General features: G+C 69.3%; 19 protein-coding genes. 11 read left to right on the top strand and 8 right to left on the bottom strand.

Going from position 1 to position 22,882, the window contains the following annotated elements; translation table 11 throughout:
• Window positions 1-147 precede the first annotated feature (147 nt).
• The 4 genes from MOV08_RS44025 to MOV08_RS02875 all read left to right on the top strand — a co-directional run bounded on the left by MOV08_RS44025 (window position 148) and on the right by MOV08_RS02875 (window position 3,987).
• Window positions 148-672: a molybdopterin-dependent oxidoreductase gene (locus MOV08_RS44025; RefSeq protein WP_420834120.1), complete on the top strand. Its 525-nt coding sequence runs from the start codon at window positions 148-150 to the stop codon at window positions 670-672.
• 141 nt (window positions 673-813) lie between these two features.
• Window positions 814-1,233 carry a TOBE domain-containing protein gene (locus MOV08_RS02885; RefSeq protein WP_039629239.1) on the top strand — a complete coding sequence of 140 codons (420 nt, stop codon included), beginning with the start codon at window positions 814-816 and terminating at the stop codon, window positions 1,231-1,233.
• A gap of 82 nt (window positions 1,234-1,315) precedes the next feature.
• The gene (locus tag MOV08_RS02880) at window positions 1,316-2,197 is read left to right on the top strand and encodes a M55 family metallopeptidase (RefSeq protein WP_275306050.1); all 882 of its coding nucleotides are present in this window, start codon (window positions 1,316-1,318) and stop codon (window positions 2,195-2,197) included.
• A 359-nt stretch (window positions 2,198-2,556) separates the two neighbouring features.
• Window positions 2,557-3,987, top strand: a complete 1,431-nt coding sequence (locus MOV08_RS02875) for a hypothetical protein (protein ID WP_420834276.1) — start codon at window positions 2,557-2,559, stop codon at window positions 3,985-3,987.
• Between the two features lie 145 nt (window positions 3,988-4,132).
• On the opposite strand, the gene MOV08_RS02870 is transcribed toward MOV08_RS02875, so the two are convergent.
• The gene (locus tag MOV08_RS02870) at window positions 4,133-6,043 is read right to left on the bottom strand and encodes a flavin monoamine oxidase family protein (RefSeq protein ID WP_275306048.1); all 1,911 of its coding nucleotides are present in this window, start codon (window positions 6,041-6,043) and stop codon (window positions 4,133-4,135) included.
• A 468-nt stretch (window positions 6,044-6,511) separates the two neighbouring features.
• On the opposite strand from MOV08_RS02870, the gene MOV08_RS02865 reads away from it, so the two are divergent.
• From MOV08_RS02865 to MOV08_RS02840, 6 genes are all read left to right on the top strand, one after another.
• Complete coding sequence (locus tag MOV08_RS02865; RefSeq protein WP_275306046.1) at window positions 6,512-7,669, top strand: ferritin-like domain-containing protein; 1,158 nt, start codon at window positions 6,512-6,514, stop codon at window positions 7,667-7,669.
• A 1,117-nt stretch (window positions 7,670-8,786) separates the two neighbouring features.
• Window positions 8,787-10,169 (top strand): sensor histidine kinase, encoded by a 1,383-nt coding sequence (locus tag MOV08_RS02860; RefSeq protein ID WP_063777514.1) that lies wholly within the window; start codon window positions 8,787-8,789, stop codon window positions 10,167-10,169.
• A 50-nt stretch (window positions 10,170-10,219) separates the two neighbouring features.
• Entirely contained in the window at window positions 10,220-10,606 is a 387-nt protein-coding gene (locus MOV08_RS02855; protein ID WP_039629233.1) for a roadblock/LC7 domain-containing protein, read from the top strand.
• Entirely contained in the window at window positions 10,603-10,971 is a 369-nt protein-coding gene (locus MOV08_RS02850) for a DUF742 domain-containing protein (RefSeq protein ID WP_275306044.1), read from the top strand. Before MOV08_RS02855 ends, MOV08_RS02850 begins: the two co-directional genes overlap by 4 nt.
• A complete protein-coding gene (locus tag MOV08_RS02845) occupies window positions 10,952-11,575 on the top strand; it encodes a GTP-binding protein (RefSeq protein WP_039629229.1) in 624 nt (207 codons plus the stop codon). The genes MOV08_RS02850 and MOV08_RS02845 overlap by 20 nt, the downstream gene beginning before the upstream one ends.
• Entirely contained in the window at window positions 11,572-13,041 is a 1,470-nt protein-coding gene (locus tag MOV08_RS02840; RefSeq protein ID WP_420834119.1) for a cytochrome P450, read from the top strand. Before MOV08_RS02845 ends, MOV08_RS02840 begins: the two co-directional genes overlap by 4 nt.
• Before the next feature lie 173 nt (window positions 13,042-13,214).
• Here the strand turns inward: MOV08_RS02840 and MOV08_RS02835 are convergent, their stop codons facing one another.
• Both MOV08_RS02835 and MOV08_RS02830 read right to left on the bottom strand, forming a co-directional pair.
• A complete protein-coding gene (locus tag MOV08_RS02835) occupies window positions 13,215-14,183 on the bottom strand; it encodes a terpene synthase family protein (RefSeq protein ID WP_275306043.1) in 969 nt (322 codons plus the stop codon).
• 691 nt (window positions 14,184-14,874) lie between these two features.
• Window positions 14,875-15,786, bottom strand: coding sequence for a LysR family transcriptional regulator (locus MOV08_RS02830; RefSeq protein ID WP_039629222.1), 912 nt, complete (start codon window positions 15,784-15,786; stop codon window positions 14,875-14,877).
• Window positions 15,787-15,933: 147 nt separating this feature from the next.
• On the opposite strand from MOV08_RS02830, the gene MOV08_RS02825 reads away from it, so the two are divergent.
• Window positions 15,934-16,989: a YncE family protein gene (locus MOV08_RS02825; protein ID WP_275306041.1), complete on the top strand. Its 1,056-nt coding sequence runs from the start codon at window positions 15,934-15,936 to the stop codon at window positions 16,987-16,989.
• 43 nt (window positions 16,990-17,032) lie between these two features.
• Here the strand turns inward: MOV08_RS02825 and MOV08_RS02820 are convergent, their stop codons facing one another.
• The 5 genes from MOV08_RS02820 to MOV08_RS02800 form a co-directional block, all read right to left on the bottom strand.
• Entirely contained in the window at window positions 17,033-17,281 is a 249-nt protein-coding gene (locus MOV08_RS02820) for a DivIVA domain-containing protein (protein WP_275306040.1), read from the bottom strand.
• 196 nt (window positions 17,282-17,477) lie between these two features.
• Complete coding sequence (locus MOV08_RS02815; RefSeq protein WP_275306038.1) at window positions 17,478-18,668, bottom strand: S53 family peptidase; 1,191 nt, start codon at window positions 18,666-18,668, stop codon at window positions 17,478-17,480.
• 514 nt (window positions 18,669-19,182) lie between these two features.
• Window positions 19,183-20,172 carry an esterase/lipase family protein gene (locus tag MOV08_RS02810; RefSeq protein WP_275306036.1) on the bottom strand — a complete coding sequence of 330 codons (990 nt, stop codon included), beginning with the start codon at window positions 20,170-20,172 and terminating at the stop codon, window positions 19,183-19,185.
• Window positions 20,173-20,368: 196 nt separating this feature from the next.
• The gene (locus MOV08_RS02805; protein ID WP_039629214.1) at window positions 20,369-21,169 is read right to left on the bottom strand and encodes a GNAT family N-acetyltransferase; all 801 of its coding nucleotides are present in this window, start codon (window positions 21,167-21,169) and stop codon (window positions 20,369-20,371) included.
• A gap of 190 nt (window positions 21,170-21,359) precedes the next feature.
• Entirely contained in the window at window positions 21,360-22,502 is a 1,143-nt protein-coding gene (locus MOV08_RS02800; protein WP_039629212.1) for a PP2C family protein-serine/threonine phosphatase, read from the bottom strand.
• Window positions 22,503-22,882 lie beyond the last annotated feature (380 nt).

Raw genomic sequence — 22,882 nt, 5'->3', positions numbered from 1 at the left:
GGCGGCACCGGTCCCCGGAACGACGTCCCAGCGGTGCGGAAGGCAGAAGGTGACCACCTGTCAGGCAAACCTGCCAGAATGGGTCACATCTGCGAGGGTGATCGCCGCTTCAGGCTGGCACATGCCGAAGCGGCGCAGTGAACGAGGGTGAGGTGCGTCGTCGTGGGGACCGAACCGCTCCCCCCAGGGCAGCGAAGGGTCAGGGGCTGGCCCGTCTCGCACTACGGTCCGGTCCCCAGGTTTCGTCAGGACACCTGGAGACTCCAGGTCTTCGGGGCCACCGCGAGCGGCACCACATACGCCTGGACGCTGGACGAGATCGCGGCCCTCCCCACGACCACGATCACGACCGATCTGCACTGTGCATCGGGGACCACGAGCGGCGACCACGAGTTCCTCGACGGTACTCCTACCACGAGGACGAGTAGCCCGCGCCGAGGCATGTGCATTTCCCCGTCACGGGAATCCGCGCCGCTTGGCACCTGCCGTGCATATCGAGGATCCGGTCTCGCATCTGCCGCTCGTGAAGGGCTGTCAGGATCCCTTTTGCCATGCACCGAGCGCCGGCCAACATCGGGCCGTCCGACTCCCCGGCATATCGATAAGGCCAGGTCAGAGCCGCTCCCCTCACTCGAAATCGCTTCGTTCGGGGCCGTGCCGAATGAGCCATGAGGTTGCGGGCATTCGGCTGGCACCTGTGACACGATCGCCGCTGGACGGGAATTCCCCTCAGATACCGTCGACCATCTGTCGACCACCTTCCGGTCACACAGGTGCCCGCCGTTTCGATTCCGCTTTTGAGGGGTGCAACCCATGAGCATGTCCATTCGCAACCAGATCCCCGGCACCGTCACCGCCGTCACCACCGGCGAGGCCATGGCGTCGGTGAAGGTGCGCCTGACCGGTGGTCAGGACATCACCGCCGCGATCACGGCCGACGCCGTCAAGGACCTGGGGCTGGCCGAGGGCTCCGCCGTCCGGGCGCTGGTCAAGTCCACCGAGGTCTCCCTCGCGACCGGCCCGGTCGAAGGCATCTCCATCCGCAACCAGATCCCGGGCACCGTCGCCGCCGTGACGACCGGGGGCGCCATGGGCTCGGTCAAGGTCACCGTCCAGGGCGGTGAGTTGACCGCCGCCATCACCAAGGACGCCGTCGAGGCCCTCGGCCTGGCCTCCGGTGTCCCCGTCGTCGCGCTCATCAAGTCGACCGAGGTCTCCCTCGCCGCAGCCTGATTCCCCCCCGCGTCACCCACCAGGGCCACGCGCCTCGACGCGTTCTCGGCGCGTTCTCGGCGGGTTCCGCGCCCTCGATGGTGTGCACGGCGTCGGCGGGGTAGGTCGGGAGGACAACACCTCATACCTGGAGCCGGTGGTGAAGGTCTTCGTCTCGTCCGACATGGAAGGCACCGCGGGGGTCGTGGACTGGTCGCAGTGCCGGCCCGCGGAGCCCGAGTACGCCTACTACCGGGGCCTGCTGCAAGAGGAGGTCAACGCCGCCATCGAGGGGGCGATGGCGGGCGGCGCGACCGAGTTCCTGGTCAACGACTCGCACTCGAAGATGGCGAACCTGCGCCCCGACACCCTTGCGGGCCGGGCGCGTTACCTGTCCGGACGGCACAAGCCCCTGTACATGATGCAGGGCCTGGACGCCTCGTTCGACGGCGTCTTCTTCGTCTCGTACCACGGTTCCATGGCGGGCGCGCCGGCGACCCTCTCGCACACCTACAACCCCCAGGCCATCAGCGAGGTGCTGCTCAATGGCGTCACCGCGGGGGAGAGCGGGATCAATGCGCTGGTGGCGCTGGGGCACGGCGTGCCGGTCGTGTTGATCACCGGGGACGACACGACGGCCGCCGAGATCGAGCCGTTCTGCCCGGGCATCCACAGCGCCGTGGTCAAGTCGTCGGTGAGCCGCTTCGCCGCGGACAGCCTGCACCCCGCCACCGCTCGCGAACTGATCCGCCAGGCCGCGGAAGAAGCGGTGCGTGCCCTGCCGCGGGCCACACCGCCGCGCATCGCCCTGCCGGCCACGCTCACCGTGCGCTTCCGCAACCCCGATCTCGCCGAGATGGCGACGTGGATCAACGGCATCGAACGCGCCGACGCCGTGACCGTCCGGACGACGGACGAGGACCCGATCCGGCTCTACCGCAGGTTCGTCACCGCCGTCCTGCTCACCCGCGGCATCGCGGAGTGACGCCGTGGAGTGACACCGCGGCGAAGCGAACCGGCCAGTCGCTGGCGGGGAATTGCCGTAGTTCCTCCCCGATGTGATCCAGATCATCACCATGTGGCCCGCTATTCGGCGCTGCGTGCCGGTGGCGCATGGCACGATCATGCCGATCGTTACCCATGGGTAATCGTCCGGCCGGAGACGTGCTTCCGCCCTTCGGCCGCCCCCACATCACGCCCCCTGAGGAACCAACTGTGCGTCATCCCTTGAGGTATGCCGTTCTGCCGGCGCTGACCGCCGCATCCCTGCTCGTCGTCACCGGGTGCGCGGCGGGGCCCTCGTCCGGCACCTCCGCCGCCGGGAAGAGCGGCGCTGACGAATCGATGTCCAACGTCAAGGACACGGACGCGGACGCGCCACTCGCCGTCGCCCCGGCGCCCACCGGGGCGGGCACCCCCAGCGCCGTCGCGACGCCGTCAGCGGGCCACCGCCCCGCGGCGAAGTCGGCGCTGCGGATCGTCGAGTTCGACGGGCGCAGCGGCCGGGCCGTCCTCGCCGGGCCGACCGCCGGCACCCCGTCGAAGGACAAGACCGGCAAGGACGACCACGCGCACAAGGAGGGCGGGACCGACAAGGGCGGCCACGGCGACAGCGGCAACAAGGGCGACAAGGGCCGCAGCGGAGGTCAGGGGCACGACGGGGGCAAGGACTCAACGGGCAAGCGCCCGGCCGCCGTTGCCGTCGGGGACGTCTTCGCCAGCGCACCCGCTCCGGGCGCGCCGCACGGCACCTTGGCCAAGGTCACCGAAGTCGTCGGTACGACCCCGCGGGGCACCGAGGTCAAGACCGCGCCGGCCACGCTGGGCGCCCTGCTGGGCGGTTCCACGGCCCAAGGGCGGGTGCCCGTCGACCCCGCCACGGTGAAGGTCGAGCCGCTCGCCCCCAAGGTGGCGGTCTCCTGGGCGAAGACCGGCAGCCTGCACTTCGGGCCCGAGGGGGCGCAACTGCCGCTGGGCAGCCTGCGGGTGGACGTCAACGCCGCGCTGCCCACCCTCAAGACGCGGGCCGGTTCCGTCGACGCCTCCGCCTCGGGCTTCGTCCAGCTCGCGCCCCAGGTCGAGTTCTCCTACGACGGCAAGGGCAACACCACCGGCACACCGGGGACCGCGTCGGTGAGCCTGGCGGGCGACTGGTCCTCGCAGTGGGAGCTCAAGGGCCAGGCGGCGGCGTCCACTTCGGACGGCGCGCCGCTGCGGGTGCCGTTCGCCAAGTTGCACGCCGACCCCGTCATCCAGGTCGGTGTGGTGCCGGTCGTGGTCAACCTCGATCTCACCTGCTACCTCCAGGTCGATGCGGACGGAAAGGTCAGCGTCGACGTCAAGCAGGACGTGAAGGGCGACTTCCGGGTCGGTGGCTCGTACAGCCGGGCCAAGGGCTGGACACCCATAGCCCGCGCCGACCTGAGCGGCACCCCGGTGACCGCCACCGCGACGGCCGCCGGACGCGTGAAGGCCACGCTCGGCGCGGAGGCCAGCGTCGGCCTCTACGGCAGCGTCGGCATCACCGGCACCCTGGCCCCGTACCTGCGCGCCGAGGTCGACGGCACGGCCACCGGCGCCTCGAACGGCACGGGCGCACTCGTCGGCAAGTGGGCCGCATACGGCGGAGTGGACCTGTCCGGCGCGCTCCGGGCGCACCTCGACATCTTCGGCACGCCCGTCTTCGAGCGGAGCATTCCGCTCGGTCCGCTCAACCGCGAGTGGCGGCTCGCCGGCGGCGAGGGCGCGGTGCGCACGCCCGCGAAGCGTCCCTGAGTGACCGCCGTCCCGGGCCTGGACCGACCGCGGGACGGCACGAGAACCACGAAGTTCCTCGCGTCGCGGGACGACTTGTCCAGCAGGGCCGTGCCTGTGCCGCCCTGCTGGACAAGCGCACCGCATCCGGTTCCCGTGCTCCGCGTCAGCCCGTGTGGACCGTCAACGCCGCCCGGACGGCGGACTCCAACGCGCCCTCGATCCAGGCGGGTTTGATGGACGTGTGGTCCCCCGCGAAGTGCAGCGGCCCCTCGGACGTGGGGACGTCGGGGAAGAGCTCGGTGTGCTGGCCGGGCAGGAGCACCGAAGCCTCACCGTAGGCGTAGTGGTCGCGCATCCACGACTGGGTCTTGCACTTGTTGGTGAAGAACACCTCGCACCGGCGGCCGAAGACGGCCTGCACCCCGGCCAGCGCACGCAGATACCGCTCGTCGTCGGCGAAGGAATCCCACTTGAGGGCGTCGTCGGACCAGCTGTAGGAAGCGAGCACGATCCCGCCGTCGCAGCCCTCCATGGGGTGCGCGTGCTCGAAGTACATGAAGCGGTTGGCGTTGTCGCTGACGTTGCCGCCGCCGCGGACATGCGCGGCGTCCGGATCGCCGCCCGCCACGGGCCGGAAGGCGGCGAAGGACTTCTTGAGCTCGTCGGGGAGTGTCACCCCCAGCTTCTGCACGGACTTGTGCGCGCCGAGGTACGCGCCGTCGTCGACCGCGCCCGCCCGGTACTTGTCGTACAGCTTGTCCTCGATGGAGTTCAGTGCCTCCTTCCACTGCGCCTCGGTGAACTCCCACCAGCGCTGGGAGAACTCCAACAGCACCTTGGTCGCGGCGTCGTAGTGCAGTTCCGTGATCGCCCGGCGCTTTCCGTAGGTGAGCGGAGGCTCGAAGGTCACGTGGCGCAGCCCGGAGAACGGGACGGTGATGATCGCCTCGTCGCCCTCGAACACCTCCGTGACGCCGCCCTTGCCGGTCTGGGAGTCCTCGGAAACGGTGTGCACCGCGACCTTGCCGGCGCGGCGTTCGATGCGTACGGCACGCCGGTCGAGCCGCACCTTCCCCTTCACCGGCTTGTACAGCGCGTCGGCGAGCAGCGCCGTGCCGCCCTTGATCTCCCAGAACGTGGTCTTGGGGTCGATCAGCGCGCTGGACAGGAAACTGTGCGTGAAGGACAGATGCAGCCGTGAGGTCAGGTTCTGGATCGTGCCGATGAGGTCGATGGTCCTGGTGTCGAGCCCGGCGACCTCCGTCAGATACCGGTACATGGACCAGTGGCCGTACTTCTTGAGGACCTTGGCCCACCCCTTGACCAGGGCCTTCCCCTCCTTGCCCCGGATGAGACGGTGCGCGGGTTCGAGGGCCTGCGCGAGGATGGCGGCCGCGGTCCTGGTGCGGTGGGGGCCGGTGACACCGAACGTGTCGTTGATCTTCGCGGGGTTCTTCTCGTAGTCGGCGCGCCGCATGTGGACGCCATTGACGTGGATCCAGGCGCGGTTGGCCTGCTTCTTCGGCTCGTCGACCGCCACGTCCACCAGGTAGAACTCCTGGAGCTCAAGGTCGAGCTTCTTGATCAGCGCCATCAGCAGCGGGTGGCTCCCGGGCAGCCGCATGGCCCCGGCCTCGGCGTACTGCCCGGGGTCGGCGAACGGCTGCTCCCCCTTCTCGTGGCCGCCCTTGCGGAACGTCTTGATACGGCCACCGACGCGGTTGCCGTTGGCCTCGATCACGACGACGTCATGGCCCGCCCGGTTGAGCAGGTCGGCGGCGAGCAGCCCGGCCGGCCCGGCCCCGACGACCAACACCCGCTTCGTCGCCCTGCCCCTGCGGGCTGGCAGGCCGTTCTCGACGGCCTTCAGATAGGTCGGCACGAGCGGTCTGTCGTGCTCGTCGTAGACGGCGATGGCACGGGCGACCGTGGTGTACGCCGTGGGATCGGTGCCGGGCGGCGCCGCGGCGGGCGCCGTCAAGGGCGCGACGGCAGGGCTCAGCGCGGTCGCGGGCGCGACGGAGGCGGCGGTGAGGCCGGCGGCGAGCGCGGAGGCGCCGGTCGCCGTGACCACGGTGCGTCGCGACAGTTGCGCGCCGGGCGGCCGAGGCGAGGGGGGCGAGGCGGGCGAAGCGTCCGATGCGAGGTGTTCCCCGCTCGATACGCCGGTGTTCTTCGTGCTCGGAGTGGTCACGCTCGGAGTGCTCCCATCGTGTGAATTGATCGCTCATCACACTTGGCTCAGGAGCGACGTGGAGCCACTGCGTTCACACGAACGGGGACGTCAAACCACCCACACGGCTACATCGTGCGCCCGCCCGGTCAACAACCTTACGGACAACGGCCGTTCGCGCCGTGGACCGTCGGGACCCCGCCTCGGCGCCCCTCCCCGACTGGACCGACAGGGTGGTGGACGCGCTGCCCGAAGCCGTGTACCGCGGGAACCGTGGTGCCTGCTGCTAACTTCGCGAACTGTTCGAGGGCCGGAGGGAACTGCGGCCGAGGCGGCCGAGGCCGGGCCATGGTGGTGAGCGGAGGCAGGATGACTGACGCACTGGAAGGCCCGGACGCGCCGACCGGCAGCCGCTTCGGACGCCGGACCTTCCTGGCGACGGCCGCCGCTGCGGCCGCCACGCCCGTCTCCGTCGCGGGGACCGCACAGGCAACCGAACCGCCGGCGGACGGAAGGACACCCACGCCCGGCCGCGGCTCCGTGGGACGCCTGCTCGCCGTCCCGGAGCCGGACCGCGGGGTGCCCTGGATCAGGTCGGCCCTCCAGGTCGCCGTGGCACTCGAACTCGCCACCATTCCCGCCTACTTGTGCGGCTGGTGGTCCGTCAAGGACCGGGACAGCGAGGCCGCCCGGCTGATCCGGCGCATCGTCGGCGACGAGATGTACCACCTGGGAGTGGTGTCCAACCTGCTCGTCGCGGTGGGTGGACGACCGAGAATCAGCGACGCGGCACCCGTCTACCCAGGCCCGCTGCCCGGCGGGGTGCGCACCGGCGTGACCGTCTACCTGTCAGGGCTCACCAAGTCGTTCGTGCACGACGTGATGATGGCGATCGAGGCCCCCGAAGCCCCGCTCGCCCAGGGCCTGGACAACTACCTCAGCATCGGTCTCTTCTACGGCGAACTACAGCGGGCTTTCCGGACCGCGGCACCCGAACTGTCCACGCGGGGGCAACTGTTCCAGCACATCGGCTCGGACGTCTTGAGGCCGGTCGAGAACCTCGACGACGTCGAGCGCGTGATGGAGATCATCAAGGAGCAGGGCGAGGGCACCGCCAGTTCCCCATCCGATACGTTCGAGGACGACCATCCGGCCCACTACTACGCCTTCAGCGAGATCTACCACGGCCGACGGCTGCGCAGGACGGGGGACCGATGGGAGTACACCGGCGAGCCCGTGCCCTTCCCGGAGGCGCGCCCCATGGCCCGGGTACCGGCCGGTGGCTGGCCGAACCCACCGGCGCACGTGCTGGGACTTCTGCAACGCTTCGACGACATCTACTCCACCACGCTCGACTTCCTCGACCGTGCCTGGGACGCAGGCGACGACCGCGCGTTGGGAGCGGCCATCCACGCCATGCGGGGCCTGGAGGCTCCCGCCGTGGAACTGATGGAGACCGAGATCCCCGGCGGCGGAGGGACCTACGGCCCCGCCTTCCGCCCCCTCCCCGCCCGCCGAGCGACCTGACGCCCGTACCCGCCGCGATCCGCGGGCGGCGCTGTCAATCCGATGCACGCGAAGACTGGCGAAAACCCTGTACTTTTCGACCGTCCCTCCCGGCGTCGTCGCGACTTCTTCCACGCGAAGCGCAATAGTTGCGCGATCCACAACAGGATGTTCGGCCTATGTGGGTGCGGGAAAATGCCGTCTTCCTCCGGGGATTCCCCGGCGCGACTGTCGTGCGAAATCCCTGACGCTCGTGTGCCGGTGATCCTCCTGTGCAGCGGCGGTGCACTTTTCCGGGCACTTTTCCGGCCGGGAATTGCCGATCTCGGAAAATGGCCGAGTTCTTTCCCGTGGGAGTCGACGAGTCGGGCGCTTGACCCCAGGGGCGGGGGAGGGGGGAGGAGTTCCGGGACGCGCCCGGCCTCGCCATTCGTCAACCTGGCGCGTCACGCATACCACCACGGCCCGCCGCTTCGCATCCCCGACGGCCTCTTGACGCCTTCCAGTCGGCAGCAGTTGGCGATCCCGCCGGCCGCGCTCGACCGCCGCCACGCGCTCCGACTTCGATGCCGGAGCTGACCTTGACGCGCACGTCCTCGCGTCGTCGCAGGTCAACTCCCTTCCCTTCGCCAGCGCGACAGCGGCTTGCGCAATCTCCGATTCCGTCGAATCCCCGAGTCAAACGCACATTCTAAATTTCGTACACGAGTGCAGTTGTGTGTTATACGCACTCGGGCCGCAGAAACACCTCGACCCCGCTATGCTCGCTGTCGCGCAGCGAGTTGTGGCGATTACCGCACGTCGTCGCTTGCTGTTGTGGTGCCGCCGAATCGCACAAGGGCTCGGGCGTCCTGGGACCCGGCCTCAGACGTGCGGAACGCCGCCTTGGAATGCGCTGCCACCAAGCAATTGGTGAGCGTGCTCCGACGGTCGTCGATCTTGTGCAGGCGGCCTTCTCATGGCGCCCATGAACGCCATGTACATCGCCCTGTCCATTCCCTTGAGTGCTCTGAGGATGCCGATGGTTCGTGCTGGTTCGCCCCCCGGAAGTTCGGGGCCCGCTTCCGCCCCGATATGGCTGTTGCCGTCCGTACTGCTGGCCGTGTGCACGGCCGTGGCCGTGGCGCTGACGCCGTCAATGGCTCGCGCCCCGGTCGTCACGATCGGCGTCCTCGCGACGGTGGTTGTGGCTGTCGCAGGCGGGGAGGCGGCACGCCGAGGACGTGTGCTCGACGAACTGCGCAAGCAGTACGCCAAGCGAGAGTCCGTCCTGCTCGGCCACCTTTCCCAGCAGGAAGCCGAAACCGTGCGGATGGCAAAGGAGACCCTGCCCACGGCCATGGCCCAGCTCCAGCAGGGCTCCCGTGCCGAGGACGTGCTCCGCAACGTCGTCCATGTCTCCCGCGTCAGCCCCGAGTTCGAGGCCGCCTACCGGGCAGTGCTGCGCTACGTCCTGGAGGCCGTCGAGGCCGAGGAAGACCTGCGCGACTCCGCCCAGCGGGCCTTCGTCAACATCGCTCGGCGCGTCCAGGCCATCGTCCACCAACAGTCCCAGGAACTGCGGGAGATGGAGGACAAGCACGGCCAGGACCCCGAAGTCTTCGGTGACTTGCTGCGCCTCGACCACCGCACCGCGCTGGTCGGCCGGCTCGCGGACAGCATCGCCGTACTCGGTGGGGCCCGGCCCGGCCGTCAGTGGCAGCAGACCATCCCGCTGTTCAACGTGCTCCGCGGCGCGATGTCCCGGATCATCGACTACCAGCGCGTCGACCTGCACTCCGTGGCCGAGGTCGGCATTCTCGGACGCGGTGTCGAACCGCTGATCCACGCCCTGTCCGAACTGCTGGACAACGCCACCCGCTATTCACCGCCCCAGACCCGGGTCCATCTGACCGCGACCGAGATCCAGACCGGTGTGGCCATCGAGATGGAGGACGCCGGGATCGGCCTGACCGATGAGGCCCGTCTGCGTGCCGAGCGCGCCCTGGCGCAGGACTCGCCCACCGGACTCGACCTGGACGACCTGGGCGAGTCACCGCGACTCGGCCTGGCCGTGGTCGGCCGGCTGGCCCGCACGAACAACTTCAGGGTCTCCTTCCGGAGTTCCGCGTACGGCGGTGTGCGCGTGGTCCTGATCGTTCCGCCGGAGATGATCACCGCGACTCCGGTGCCCGGCGGGGCCATGGCCAAGGCCGCTGTGCTGCCGCCGCCCCGGCGCCCCGGTGGTCCGATGCGCCGCGTGGAGGGGCTCGCCGAGGAGCCCGTGCCTGCCGTCTCTCCACGTAACGCCAACGGGCTGCCGCAACGCAGGCGCCGTACCCGTGCCGTGATTCCGCCCCTGCGGCAGAAGCCCGTGGCCTCGACCCCCACGGAATCCGCCACCTCGGTCTCAGCCGCTCCACCCCCGCAGGCCGGGTTGTGGCTGGCCGCCTTCCAGGAGGGCATCTCCGGCGAGCCCCGAGCTGAGTCCCCCGCACCTCGTCCCGACGGCCTGAGCGATAAAGAGTCCGAGCGTAACTGAGTCATTAGGTAAGGATGAGTAAGTAAGTGGTGACACAGCAGCGACTCAATATGAACTGGATGCTCGAGGGCCTGGCGTCCAGCGTTCCGCACACCCGTGACGTCGTGGTGCTGTCCTCGGACGGTTTGTGCATGGCTCAGTACGGTACGGACGAGGACACCGCGGATCGCCTCGCCGCTGCCTGTGCCGGCCTGCAGAGCCTGTCGGCGGCCATCGCCGCCGAATTCCCGCACGGCGACGGGCAGATGAAGCTGGTCGTCATCGAGGTCAACGGCGGCTTCTTCTACCTGATGGCGGCCGGTGCCGGGGCGTACCTGGCGGTACTGGCCGATGACGACGTGGACGCCGGCCTCATGGGACAGGGAATGCGGGACCTGGTCGCCCGGATCGGTCAACATCTCACAAGCCCGCCGCGGGCCGACCGGCAGGTCCCGTGAGCGACTCGAAACCGGAAAAGCACCGGAATTGGGAAGAAGGCGGTCCCGAGCGGCTCTACGTCCTGACGTCCGGCCGGAGCGCGCCATCCGAAGCGCCTCTGGACATGGTCACGCTGATCGTGACCCGGCATCGGCCCGCTGCGAGCATGCAGCCGGAGCAGGCCGCCATCCTCCGGATATGCGACTACCCGCTATCGATCGCCGAGATCTCCGCATACGTCCATCTGCCAGTCAGCGTGGTCACGGTATTACTCGCGGATCTGCTGGAGAGCGGCCACGCCGAAGCCCGGGCGCCGATCCCGACGGCCTCGTTGCCCGATGTCGAACTATTGGAGGCGGTGATGCATGGACTGCAAAATCTCTGAGCCCGTCGTCGGCCCCCGGAGCGAGGACACCCTACCGGCCTCGGTCTCCACGGCGGTCAAGGTAGTGATCGTCGGTGGCTTCGGAGTGGGGAAGACCACCCTGGTCGGATCGGTGAGCGAAATCCGCCCGCTGACCACCGAGGAGACCATGACGCAGGCCGGTGTCGGAGTGGACGACATCGTCGGGGTCGAGCGCAAGACCGAGACCACGGTGGCGATGGACTTCGGCCGGATCAGCCTCAGTAGCGAACTGGTGCTGTATCTCTTCGGCACTCCGGGCCAGCAGCGCTTCTGGTTCCTGTGGAACGGCCTCTTCGAAGGGGCGCTGGGGGCCGTGGTCCTGATCGACACCCGACGCCTGGACGACAGCTTCGACGTGATCGGCCGGCTGGAGGAACGTGGGCTGCCTTTCGTCGTCGCCATCAATGCTTTCCCGGACGCCCCTGCCTACCCGATGTCGGAGCTCCGCGCGGCCATGGATCTCCCCGATGACGTTCCCATGGTCGATTGCGACGCTCGTGACCGTGCCTCCAGCCGCGATGCCCTGCTGACCCTCATGCGCTATCTGTACGCCCTCACCACCACAGCCTCGGAGTCCCGTTGACCGCCTCTGACACGAACCAGCCCAGCACGACATCTGTATCCGGACCGCCCCCGGAATGCCCCGCTCACGCCCGAGTCTGGGACACCGAGGGACTGGCGCGGCTCTTCGGGCCCGAGGCGGTGAACGACGCGACGGGCTTCTACGAACGACTGCGCGCCAAGCACGGGGCCGTGGCGCCCGTCCTGGTGGACGGTGACCTGCCGGCCTGGCTGGTCCTCGGATATCGGGAGAACCTCGAAGTGCTGCGCACGCCCACCCGCTTCAGCCACGACTCCCGTATCTGGCACTGCTTCAAGGAAAACAAGGTCGCGGCGGACTCACCGTTGATGCCGGCTCTCGCCTGGCAGCCCGTCTGCCTCTTCATGGACGGCACCGAGCACGAGAGGCTTCGGGTCGCGCTCACCGAAAGCATGACGCGATTCGACCGCCGTGGAATCCGCCGCTGCGTCACCCGATCCGCCCATCAACTGATCGACGAATTCATCGGCAATGGGCAAGCCGACCTCGTGAGCCAGTTCGCGGAGCAACTGCCGCTGCGCGTGGTGTCGCAACTCCTCGGCATGCCCGACGAGACCGGTCCGCGGCTGGTCGAGGCCACCCGGGACCTTCTCAGGGGCTCGGAGACGGCCTTCAAGAGCAACGAATACCTCGTGGCGACGCTGGACGAGCTGGTCGCCCGCAAACGCGCAGCTCCTGGTCCCGATATCACCTCGTGGCTGATCGGCCACTCGGCCAACCTCACGGACGAGGAAGTCGCACAGCATCTGCGACTCGTCGCCATCGCCGCGAACGAGAACACCACCAATTTGATGGCGAACACCCTGCGCATGGTGCTCACCGATCCCCGCTTCCGGGCCTCGCTCACGGGCGGCAGCATGACCCTGCCCGACGCCTTGGAGCAAATGCTGTGGGACGAGCCGCCGACCGCGGTCGCGCCGGCCCGGTGGGCCACCGGGGACACGGAACTCGCCGGTCAGTCCATCAAGGCCGGGGACATGCTGCTGCTCGGTCTGGCCGCCGGTAACGCCGATCCCGTCATTCGCCCCGATCTCTCGGTGCCCATGCACGGCAACCGTTCCCACCTCGCCTTCACCGGCGGTCCGCACGAGTGCCCCGGCCAGGACATCGGTCGGGCCGTCGTCGACACGGGAATCGACATCCTGCTGATGCGGTTGCCCGATATCGAGCTGGCCGTTCCCGAGAGCGAGCTGAGGTGGGTGTCCCATTGGATCGCCCGCCATCTGACCTCGCTCCCGGTGAAGTTCACCCCGAGCCGGCGAGAGGGTCCTGCCACAGCGACCGATGGATCGGCGGGCGAGGTGGACGGCGCCCCCGCCTCCCAGGGGGCCGTCGACGGTGGCCGGGAAGCCGCACGGGATGCGCTCGCGGCGATCTCCTCGGCCGACCTGCCCAGGGCGCATACGCCCTGGTGGAGCCGGTTGAAGGGGTGGCTGTCAGGGAAGTAGCGCGGTTACGGGAGCGCACGTCGTGCGCCTCTCGAAACCCCAAGAGGCGCACGCCAGGGCACCGATATATGTATTCAGTGCTCCGGTGTGCGCCTCTTGGCGCGTGTGCGATGCGGCTGCCCATCAGTGGTGGGAACGGGTGCGGGACTCGGTCAGAGCCGGCTCGGCATGCGCTACGAGCATGCGCGGTAGCGGGACGATTCAAGTGACCAGTCGTAGTTGGCGCGTATCCAGTCCTGTAGATGCGCCGCCTGGTGAACTGCCGCCGAGCGTTCACGTTCTGACAGGTTCTGGGTGCCCAGCCACTCTTCGAAGCACTCCTTTCGGTGGGTGAACCGCCGAACGCAGTCATCCAGCAGGCCGGCGACCGTGAATTGTGCCGTACGGCGATCGCAGTGTGCCTCGTTCTGGATGACCGAGATGGCGTTGAACGGCTCCCCGACCGACTCTTCCTTGCTCGCCGACCACAGGTCGTTGACGAAGATGATCGCGTCTGCGGTGTCGTCCTCCATGCCTTGGAAGTAGGGATTCTGCGCCACTCTCTCGGGAATCTCGAAGACGCACGCGCACTCGTTGAGGTCGGCCGAAGGCGCGGCGGCGATCGTGTAGCGACGCAGACCGATCAGCTTCTTCAGCGAGATGGGGGCCCCGGCGGTCCGGATCACGATTTCCTTGAGGTTGCCCTGGAAGTATCCGCGCCAGTGATCGGCTGAACGCGCGATCCACTCCACCGACATGCCTCGCGCACTTCGTCTACGGATATCCCGGAACGCGCTGATGACTGGCGCTTCGTCGGTCTCCGGCGCGGAGTCGGGATCCTCCGCGATGCCGGTGACGACCGCGATCAAGGTCGATGCCTGGGTGATGTCGCAGGCGAGCGGTCCGCCGTCGAAAAGGTCGTCGAACCGGAAGAACCAGCCCATCGCGTCGGCCGCGATGCGAAGGCCCCGAGCGGTTGCGTCCGGATAGGCCCGGGCGGCCAGCTCGACCATTTTCCATTCCTTGAAGCTCTCGGCGTCGGCGTTATCCGAGATGAGGTGATGCCTCCGAAGCCATTCCTCATGGCCGGCGCGGATCTCTTCCAGGTGCGGATTGGTGCGCGAAGGAAAGGGGATGGTGCTGCCGAAATCTTCGAGTTGCATGTGTGTCGCTGCCTTCCTTTCGCGTAGGCGCGGCCGCCACGGTCTCGCTGGATCGCCGACGTCCGGAGGAGTGCGCCTGGGCTGATCAGTGCAGTCGGTGTCAGCGTGAAATCGGGGACACCGGAGGGGAATCGGGGCCCGCGATGCCCTCGCACGCATTCCGCAGTGCGGGCGGGAGAGACAACCGCGCAGCCAACCTGAGGACCACTGGCGGCGGGTGGAGGGAGCGCCAGCGTGGCCATCGCCACGAGTCGCCTACGGACGAGGGTGGGTGGGGCCGATCACGAGGCAGTACGTCCAGCGCTTGCGGTAAATGCGCGGTTTGTGGCACGGCAATGCTCCTCAGGGGCCTGGTAGAGCATCGGGCGAACTTGACTGCGTGTGTCAGCTGTGAGTTCCGGCCACTTCGTCGGTCGGACAAGAATTGCGCAACGTTGCACGGGTGTACAGGGGGCCTCCTGAATCACTGCCCGTCAGCAGTACGCGCCCTTATCGGGCGCCTGTGCCTGACGTCGCCGAGTGGGGCGGGCGTGGCCCCTGGCGGCTCAGCGGGTCTCGCCCGACTCCTGGCGCCCGCCTCATGTCTCCTCCCGGGCCCCGACTCCGGTCACGATGGGTCATGTGGCTGGAAACCTCCACCAGAAGAGTCAAAAGGGGGCGTCCTGTCTGTCGACGGCGCGGGGGGCGCTCCTCAAGAGTCGTCGTGCGTCGTCTCCGAAGGGGCCGGGAAGGCAGCCGCCAGGCGGTCGCGGAACCAACGATGGCCCGGATCAGCGGAGTTGCGCGGGTGCCAGGCCATTCCGAGGTCGAGGGGCGCCACGTCGAGGGGCAGGGGGAAGGTGCGCAGTCCCAGTGCGGCGATGGCGTCCGGGAGCCAGTCGGCCAGGGTGAGGGCGACGAGGTCGGTGTCCCGGGCGAGGATCATCGCGCTGGTGTGACTGGGGACGACGACCGCGATCCGGCGCTGCAGCCCGAGTTCCGCGAGTGCCTGGTCGATCGGCCCGCGGCGTTTGCCGAGCCGGGAGATCCCGATGTGGCCGGCTTCGGCGAACCGGCGGGCGTCGATCGGCCGGTCGAAGAGGGGATGATCGCTGCGGGCCACCCCGAGCAGCGCGATCTTGGTGAGCGGTCGGGTCCGGATCTCCGGGTCGAGGTGCCCGAGGACGCCCAGTTCGACATCCACCCAGCCCTGCCGCAGGGCGGGGCCGCCCTCCACCGCCTCCGGCAGGAAGACCACGTCCACGTGGGGGGCTTCGGTGTGGATCCGGTCGGTCAGGGTGCCGGCCAGCCCCGCCAGGAGGAGGTCGGTGGCCTGCACGGTGAAGGTCCGTTGGAGCTGTGCGGGATCGAAGCCGGCCCCGGGGCGCAGGAGGTTGTCGCAGTTGCGCAGCAACGCACCGACCTCCTCCCGGAGTTCCAGGGCGCGCGGGGTGGGGGCCATCTGCTGGCCCGCACGGACCAACAGGGGGTCGCCGACGGCACGGCGGAGACGCGCCAGCGTCCGACTGGCCGCCGCGGGGGAGGTGCCCAGTCGCTCCGCGGCACGGGTGACGCTGTTCTCCTGGAGCAGGGCGTCCAGGGCGCGTAGCAGATTGAGGTCCATCGATGCTCCTGAGCTGCATTTTTACGCCTGAGGCAATGATGTGATGCCAATCTTTGCATTGCCGCGGAATCTTGGGGCGCGGAGAGTGGAGGTGTCCGCGAATCCGTGTGACATGACATCACCTTCGCCACGTTCTAGGAGTACGTTGTGCAACAGTCCCCCCGCGCCGGTCGGGAAGGCGATGTGCTGGCCGTGGTCAGCCAGAGCGGGCCGACGGTGTCGTTCTTCGACGCCGCCTCGGACCGGCACCTCGACACACTGGAAGTCCTCGCCGAGCCGCACGAGCTGTGTTTCGACCCGACCCAGCGGCTGCTGTGGTGCACCACGACGTACCACTCGGGCTACTACCACGACAACAGCGGCCGACGTACCGAGGTGGTCGCCATCGATCCCGACACGCGGAGCGTCGTCGAGGTCGTCGACCTTGCCCCCGAACACGGCCCGCACGGGCTGGCGTTGGACGCCGAGTGCCACCGCCTCTACGTCAGCGTGGAGGGCTCCGCGGACCGCCGTGGAGGCGTCGTGGTGATCGACACGCGGACGCGTCGTCCCACGGGCAGGATCGACACCGAAGCGCCCGGCCCGCACTGGTTCGCCATCGACCCGACGGGAAGGACGGGCTACGCCACCAACAAGGAGGCGCCGTTCGTCTCGGTCGTCAACCTCGAACGGGGAGTCCTCGCCGCAAAGGTCGAGGTGCCGGGGAGCGAGGGACTGGCCGTGTCCGTCGACGGTGCACACGTCTTCGTGGCCTCGCCCTACGCCGGTCCCTTCTTCGGCGCCGCCAAGGAGCGGACGGCCACGGGAATCCGGGTCATCGACGCCCGCACGGCCTCCGTCGTCGACACGCTGCCCACGGGGAGCGTCGTCCTGCCGCTGCACATGACGTCGACGGGCAAGCTGCTCGCCGGCGAGGCACACATGGCACCCGACCCGAACTCCGGACTCGGGCGCCAGGCACCGGGCCGCCTCAAGGTGTTCTCCGCCGACACCCGCAAGGAACTGGGCGAGGTCGAGGTGGGGCTCCTGCCGCTGACGATCACGTCGTCGCCCGATGGCCGGCTCGCCTATGTGGCGGGCGTCGTCTCCTCCACCGTCGACATCGTCGACCTGGAGACGCTGGAGTGCCTGGCCCGGCTGGACATCGCCAAGCTCGGTGCCCCCGGCGCGCACGGCCTGGCGTACATCCCGCGTCCGGCCTGATCCTGGGGGGCGCCGCCCCTGCCGGCCGCCGGCTCGGCGACGACTATTCTCCGGCCGTCCTGAGGGCCCGCAACTCCTCGATGCGGGCGTCGACCTGCCCCCGGTCGTAGCCCCTCCGCACCAGGTCGAACGCCGGCGGCGCGGCCGGCGGCTCGGCCTGGGACAGCCGCTCGATGTACGCATCGACCTGTCCGCGGTCGTAGCCCCGCCGCACCAGAGCGAATCCGAAACCGCCGCCCGACTCCCTCGCCTTGCGTGAGAACACCGTGCGCACCCCCCGTGCTTCTCTCATGTCTGCAACCGACAGAAGGAAAGGTACTCCTGCGCACTGACACTCGGGCACGGCGGTCGGCGCTCACCGCTCCGCGCCACAGTCCGGCGCCTGGGAAGGCCGCCGGACTGTGGCTGTCGGTGGGGTGGCAGTCGGCTACGTGAGGGCCTGCCGCGTCACTGCTTGCTCACGAAGTTCTGCGCCGACTCGCGCCACCTCACTTGGTGAAGGCCGCGGTGCCGTTCGGTGTGCCGAGGCCGGTCGGGCCGTCGTAGCCGTCGCCGGCGGTGCAGAGGTACGACGGGGAGCAGGAGCCGTTGGCGCCGTTGGTGACGTCGTTCAGCGCGGAGGCGTGGGTGTACGGGTAGGAGGCGGGGGTGTCGCTCGCGCCCGGGGTGCCCGCGAGGGCGTAGACGCCGGCGATGAACGGGGCCGAGGCGCTGGTGCCGCCGTAGACGTTCCAGCCGCTGGCCTGGTAGGTGTCGTAGACCGCGAGGCCGGTGGCCGGGTCGGCGACCGAGGCGACGTCCGCGACGGTGCGGTTGGCGCACCCGGAGTCCTGCTGCCAGGCAGGTTTGTTGTCGTACTGGGAGCAGCCGGAGCCGGCGCCCTCGCCGCCCGCACTGGAGCCCCAGACGGTCTCGCTCCAGCCACGGGCGCTGCTGTCCTGCCGGAGTGAGGTGCCGCCGACGGCGGTGACGTACTGCGAGGCCGCCGGGTACTCGACGCCGTAGCCGCTGTCACCGGAGCTGACGGTGATGGCGACGCCCGGGTGGTTGAAGTACTGCTCGTCGGAGGTGGGGTCGGTGGAGTCCTCGGGACCGCCGTAGCTGTTGGAGACGAACTTGGCGCCCATGGCGACGGCGCGGTTCACCGCCGTCCCCAGGTCGTCCATGCTGGCGCTGTTCGCCTCGACCAGCAGGATGTGGCACTGCGGGCAGGCGGCGCTGACCATGTCGACGTCGAGGGATATCTCACCGGCCCAACCCGAGTCCGGCGCAGGGTAGTTGCTGCCGCCGTTCTGGTCGACCTTCTGGAAGCAGCCGTTGGCGGTGGTGCATTCGGGCAGGCCGTACTGGGAGCGGTACGTCGCCAGGTCCTGCTCGGCGTTGGGGTCGTCGTTGGCGTCGATGATTGCCACCGTCTGGCCTGAGCCGCCCGACTGGGGCAGGTTGTACGCGCTCTGCAGGTCGCTGGGGCCGTAGCCGGAGGGGGCGGCGTGCGGCCGGAGGGACAGCTGCTGTTTGACGTCCGTGCGGGCCACCGCGTTGCAGGCCATGTAGCCGGGCTCCGACGGGTGCGCACACAGCCGGTGGGTGTGGACGTGCGCGCGGGCCGCGGACGCGGTGAGGGACGCGTGGGTTGTGGGCGCCGCCGGTGCGGCGCTGGACGGGCTGGCGGCGATCATGCCACCGATGACGAGGGTTGCCGCCGACAGCAGGACCGGGACGCCGCGGCGCGCCAGCCCTCTCGTGCGATCGGATCTGCCCTTTCGTAGGGAACGCAAGGGATCGACCTCCGTGGGGGAAGGAGCCGGCGGACGGCGCTCCCGGGGCGGCATGCACGCCATGTGCTGCGCACACGTGTGTCCTGTCAAGAGCATGACATTTCACTGGCTGTGCGCGGACGTGATGCCCCGTCAGGGGCCGTTGTGCCGGAGATGAGTTGCGCACGTGCACTCAGTCGTGCCACCCCGTTGAGTGGTGGCTCCATTGAAAAGTAGTGAACTCTGCGTCAAGGAGACACCGAGCTACGGCAAAGGCTTTCCCTGGGTCCGCCGTACGGCCTCGCCGAGGCTGCCGTCGCCGGCCGCACTTCCCCTCGGCCCGTCGCACCCGCTGCACGGCGCGGGGCGGCGCTCCCCTCCCCGGAGGCGCCGCCTCAAGTCCGTCCCCCCGGTCGCCCGATTGTCCCGTCGGAGCTCAGCTCAGGGCGGAGGCACAGGTGGTGGGGATGGCGTGTGCCGGGTCGAGCGCGTTGGCGGTCTCGTGGAAGGCGATCCGGTCGATCAGACCGATGCTCGCGTGCATGGAGACGTCGATCGGGCACAGGTGCTGGATCAGAATGTTGTGGACACGGGGGCCGTGCAGGAACTCCGAGCCGAGGGGCGTGACGACCTCGTCGTACTTGGTGGCGATGACGGTGTAGTGGATACCGGGCAGAGTGTCGCCACCGGCGTTCAGACGACGCAGCAGCGGGGAGCCGGCCTTCTGCTGGATCAGCCCCGGGGTGAGCGTGTGGAGGGTCTGCTTGATCGGGGCGATGTCCACCAGTGCGGCCAGGCCGTGCAGGTCGGTGCCGTGGTTGTCGGGGGCCAGTCCGACCAGTGTGTGCACCTTGTGGCGACCGCCGTGGAACTTCATGTACACCCGCGGCATCATGCCGCCCTGCGACTGGCCGACGATGTCGACCTTCCGCGAGTCCGTTGCGGCCCGCACCCGGTCGACGAACCCGGCGAGCTGCTCGGCCGAGGCGTCGATCGGACCGAGCCCGCCGACGAGGGGGAGGCCGGGCAACTGGCCGTATGTCAGGGAGAACACGCAGTACCCACGGGCCACCAAGTAGGGCGCGAGACCAAGCCAGTTGTCGACGGAGTTGGCGAGGGTGCCGTGGACGAGGACGACCGGGCGAGGGTGCCGGGCGGAGGGCCGGCAGGAGAAGTCGTTCCAGCCACTGCTGACGGTGGCCCACGGTGCCTGACGCGGCGTGCCCGCGGCGGACGACTTGAGGAGTGGCAGCCCCAACGGCCCGCGGGGGGCGGAGGGGAAGGACGTCGGGAGGGGCGACCCGAGTGGTTTGCCGGGAAGCGCGGTGGCCGGCGGGTGGGCGGCGGCGACGGGTGAGGTGGTGAGGCCGGCGGCCAGGGCGACCGCAGGCAGGGTGGTGAGCAGTCGCGACCAACGCAGCTTCATACGGTGCTCCTTGCGGGGTGAGCGGACTCCGAAGTGATCCGTGAGCCGTTCGCCTGGGATTCGGATCGCAAGGGCCAACGTGGTGACTGAGAGATAGGTTACGGCCGGTAATCATTCTGTACCAATGCGGTTACGGTGAACGGAGCCGCTCCCAGGCAGGGGCCTGGCGGACGGGGCAGGGGCCCGCGGCGTCGGATCAGGCTTTCAGGCCGTAGAAGTGGATCGGCGAGTTCGATGTGAACCCGATGCGCGGGTACACGGGAGCCCCGGCGGCGGTCGCGTGCAAGGTGGCGCGGGTCAGTCCGGTGGCCCGGGCGCCCTCGTACAGCGCCTTGCGCGTGACCGCCTCGCCGTAGCCCCGGCGCTGCCACTCCGGGTCCGTCGCGACCAGTGCGACGAACAGGCGGCCTGCTGCTTCGACCGCCCCCGCGCAGGTCACCGGAACATCGCCGCGCATGCCCAGGTAGGCGTACACCTCGTTCTTCCACAGCGCGGATCCGGCGAGTCCGTCGCGGCCCGTCGCCAAGGGAAACCCGTAGCCGCGCGAGTTGAGGTCCGCGTAGACCTGCAACTGCTCGTCGGTGGTCACCCGCACGAACGTCAGCTCGGGGTGGACCGGCTCGGGGAGGGGGAGCAGGTCCCCGGCCATGCCCCAACCGGGGAAGGCATGCCGAAGACCCGCCTGCTCCGTCGCGGTCTCCAGCGCGCGGCGAGCCCCGTCGTCGAGGAGGTCCTCGAAGAGCCACAGGAAGCCGGGGCGCTTCTTCGTGCGCATGATGTCCGCTGCCTGGCCCAGGCGTTGCCCGAGGAGCCCTGCGTCCGCGCCCACTTCCGTGAGGGTGAGGCAGTTCCAGAAGGGGAATCGACAGTCCGCCCAGCGCACGGCGATGCCTGGAAGGTCCCGCACGTCCGCAGCTGCGTCGCGGTCGAGCACCATGGCGCGCCAGGCCACGGTGAGCTGTTCCATCGATTCGACGGACTCCGCAAGATCGGTCAACGTAACCCCACAGGTCATTGAGCTTGGAGAAACCCTTCCCCCACTCCTACACGAATCCGGCGCCACGGGGCGGTGCGTCCTGTCACCGCGGGCCTCTCGTCGTTGACGTCCGGCCGCATCGAGGGCGGTCACGAACTCGCGGTACGCGTACCGTCCGTTGGGTCGCCCGGGGCGGGCCGGTCCCTGCGCCCTATCGTTCGCCGTGCACGCGCCGTTGCGGCCCGTGGTCCGACGAGGGTGGTGTGCGGGTGACGGCGAGCAGCGCCATGTCGTCGGTGATGCGGCCTGCGGAGTGGCGGTTCACCTCGCTGAGGAGGGCGTCGAGTAGCGCGTCCGGCCCGGGGAACTCGACCCCGGTCAGCCCGGCCGTGGGGTCGTAGAAGTCTCCGGCGCGGTTGCGCGCCTCGTTCAGGCCGTCGGTGTACAGCAGGAGCGTGGCCCCTGAGGGGAAGGGCACGGTGTCGGTCCGGTCCTGGCCGGTGCCCAGTTCCGCCAGTCCCAGGGGAGGGGCCGGTACGGACGGTTCCGCGGTGTGCACCCGGCCGGCGTGCAGCACCAGCGGGGGAGGGTGGCCGCGGTTGAGCAGCCGCAGTTGATCGTGGCGGGGCGGGATCTCGACGAGGACGCCGGTGACGAAACCCTCGATGCGCTCGGGTCCGGTCCGCTGGCACCTTTCCCGGAGCAGGGCCCGCTCCAGCCTGGCCGCGACCCCGACGAGCGTGGGTTCCTCCTCGGCGGCCTCCCGGAACGCACCCATGGCCACGGCCACCACCTTGACCGCGTCCAGGCCCTTGCCCCGCACATCGCCCACCAGACACCGCACGCCGAACGGAGTGTCCTGGGCGCTGTAGAGGTCGCCGCCGATCTGGGCGTCCTTCACGGCCGCCTGATAGCGCACCGCGATCCGCAGCGGTCCGATCGAGGCCGGTGGCTGCGGCAGCACCGCGCGCTGCGCGGCGAGGGCGATCCTGCGTGCGGACTGCATGCGCGCGTAGCTGTAGTACATGAGGCGGTTGACGACGATGGCGAGGGCCGAGACGGTCACGACCGCCGCCAGCTCGCTCCACCCACCGGAATCACCGATCAGGCCGAAGTGGGTGAGCAGCGCGGCATCGGCGGCACAGGCACCGATGCCCGCCAGGATGGTCGCGCGGAGCGACAGCAGCGCGGCGGCCGTCATCGGCGCTGCCGTATAGAAGGCTTCCGCGCTCACGTGCGGGGAGGTGGCGTAGTCGAAGAGCGCACCTCCGACGAGCAGGAGGACGGGGAGGAAGTGAAGGTGGCGCAGACACCAGCGCCCGAGCGTGGCGCGCCCCGCGCTCGACGTCCTCACGTCCCCGCTCCCGCTCTGTCGTGCTGCACCACACCTCAAGCATCCTCGGGCCGGATGACGGCTGCCAGTCGTGGAACGACCGTATGGGTCTGCGGTGTGGCGACAGGACCTAGGGGAAGGTGCAGGTCGTCCTGCCTGGAGTTGCGGCTGTGCGCATACCTCTGCATGCCTGTGCGCGTGCATGCAATCACCCGGAGTGGTGTGACGGCGCGTCCGGGCAGCGTGGGAAGTTCTCGTCTCGGCGCCTTCCCGCGCGCCCGCTTCATCGCCATGTCATCGGCATTTCAACGCCTTCCGCGAGGGTGGGGAGGTCGTCTGGCGAACGACCGGCGAACGACCGGTCGTGCAGTGGCGCGGAGTCTCCACCGGCGAAGTCGCGT

It is taken from the genome of Streptomyces yunnanensis, assembly GCF_029011865.1.
GTDB lineage: Bacteria > Actinomycetota > Actinomycetes > Streptomycetales > Streptomycetaceae > Streptomyces > Streptomyces yunnanensis.
Note: the sequence above shows the minus strand (reverse complement) of the source record. Positions and strands in the feature narration are given on the sequence as shown.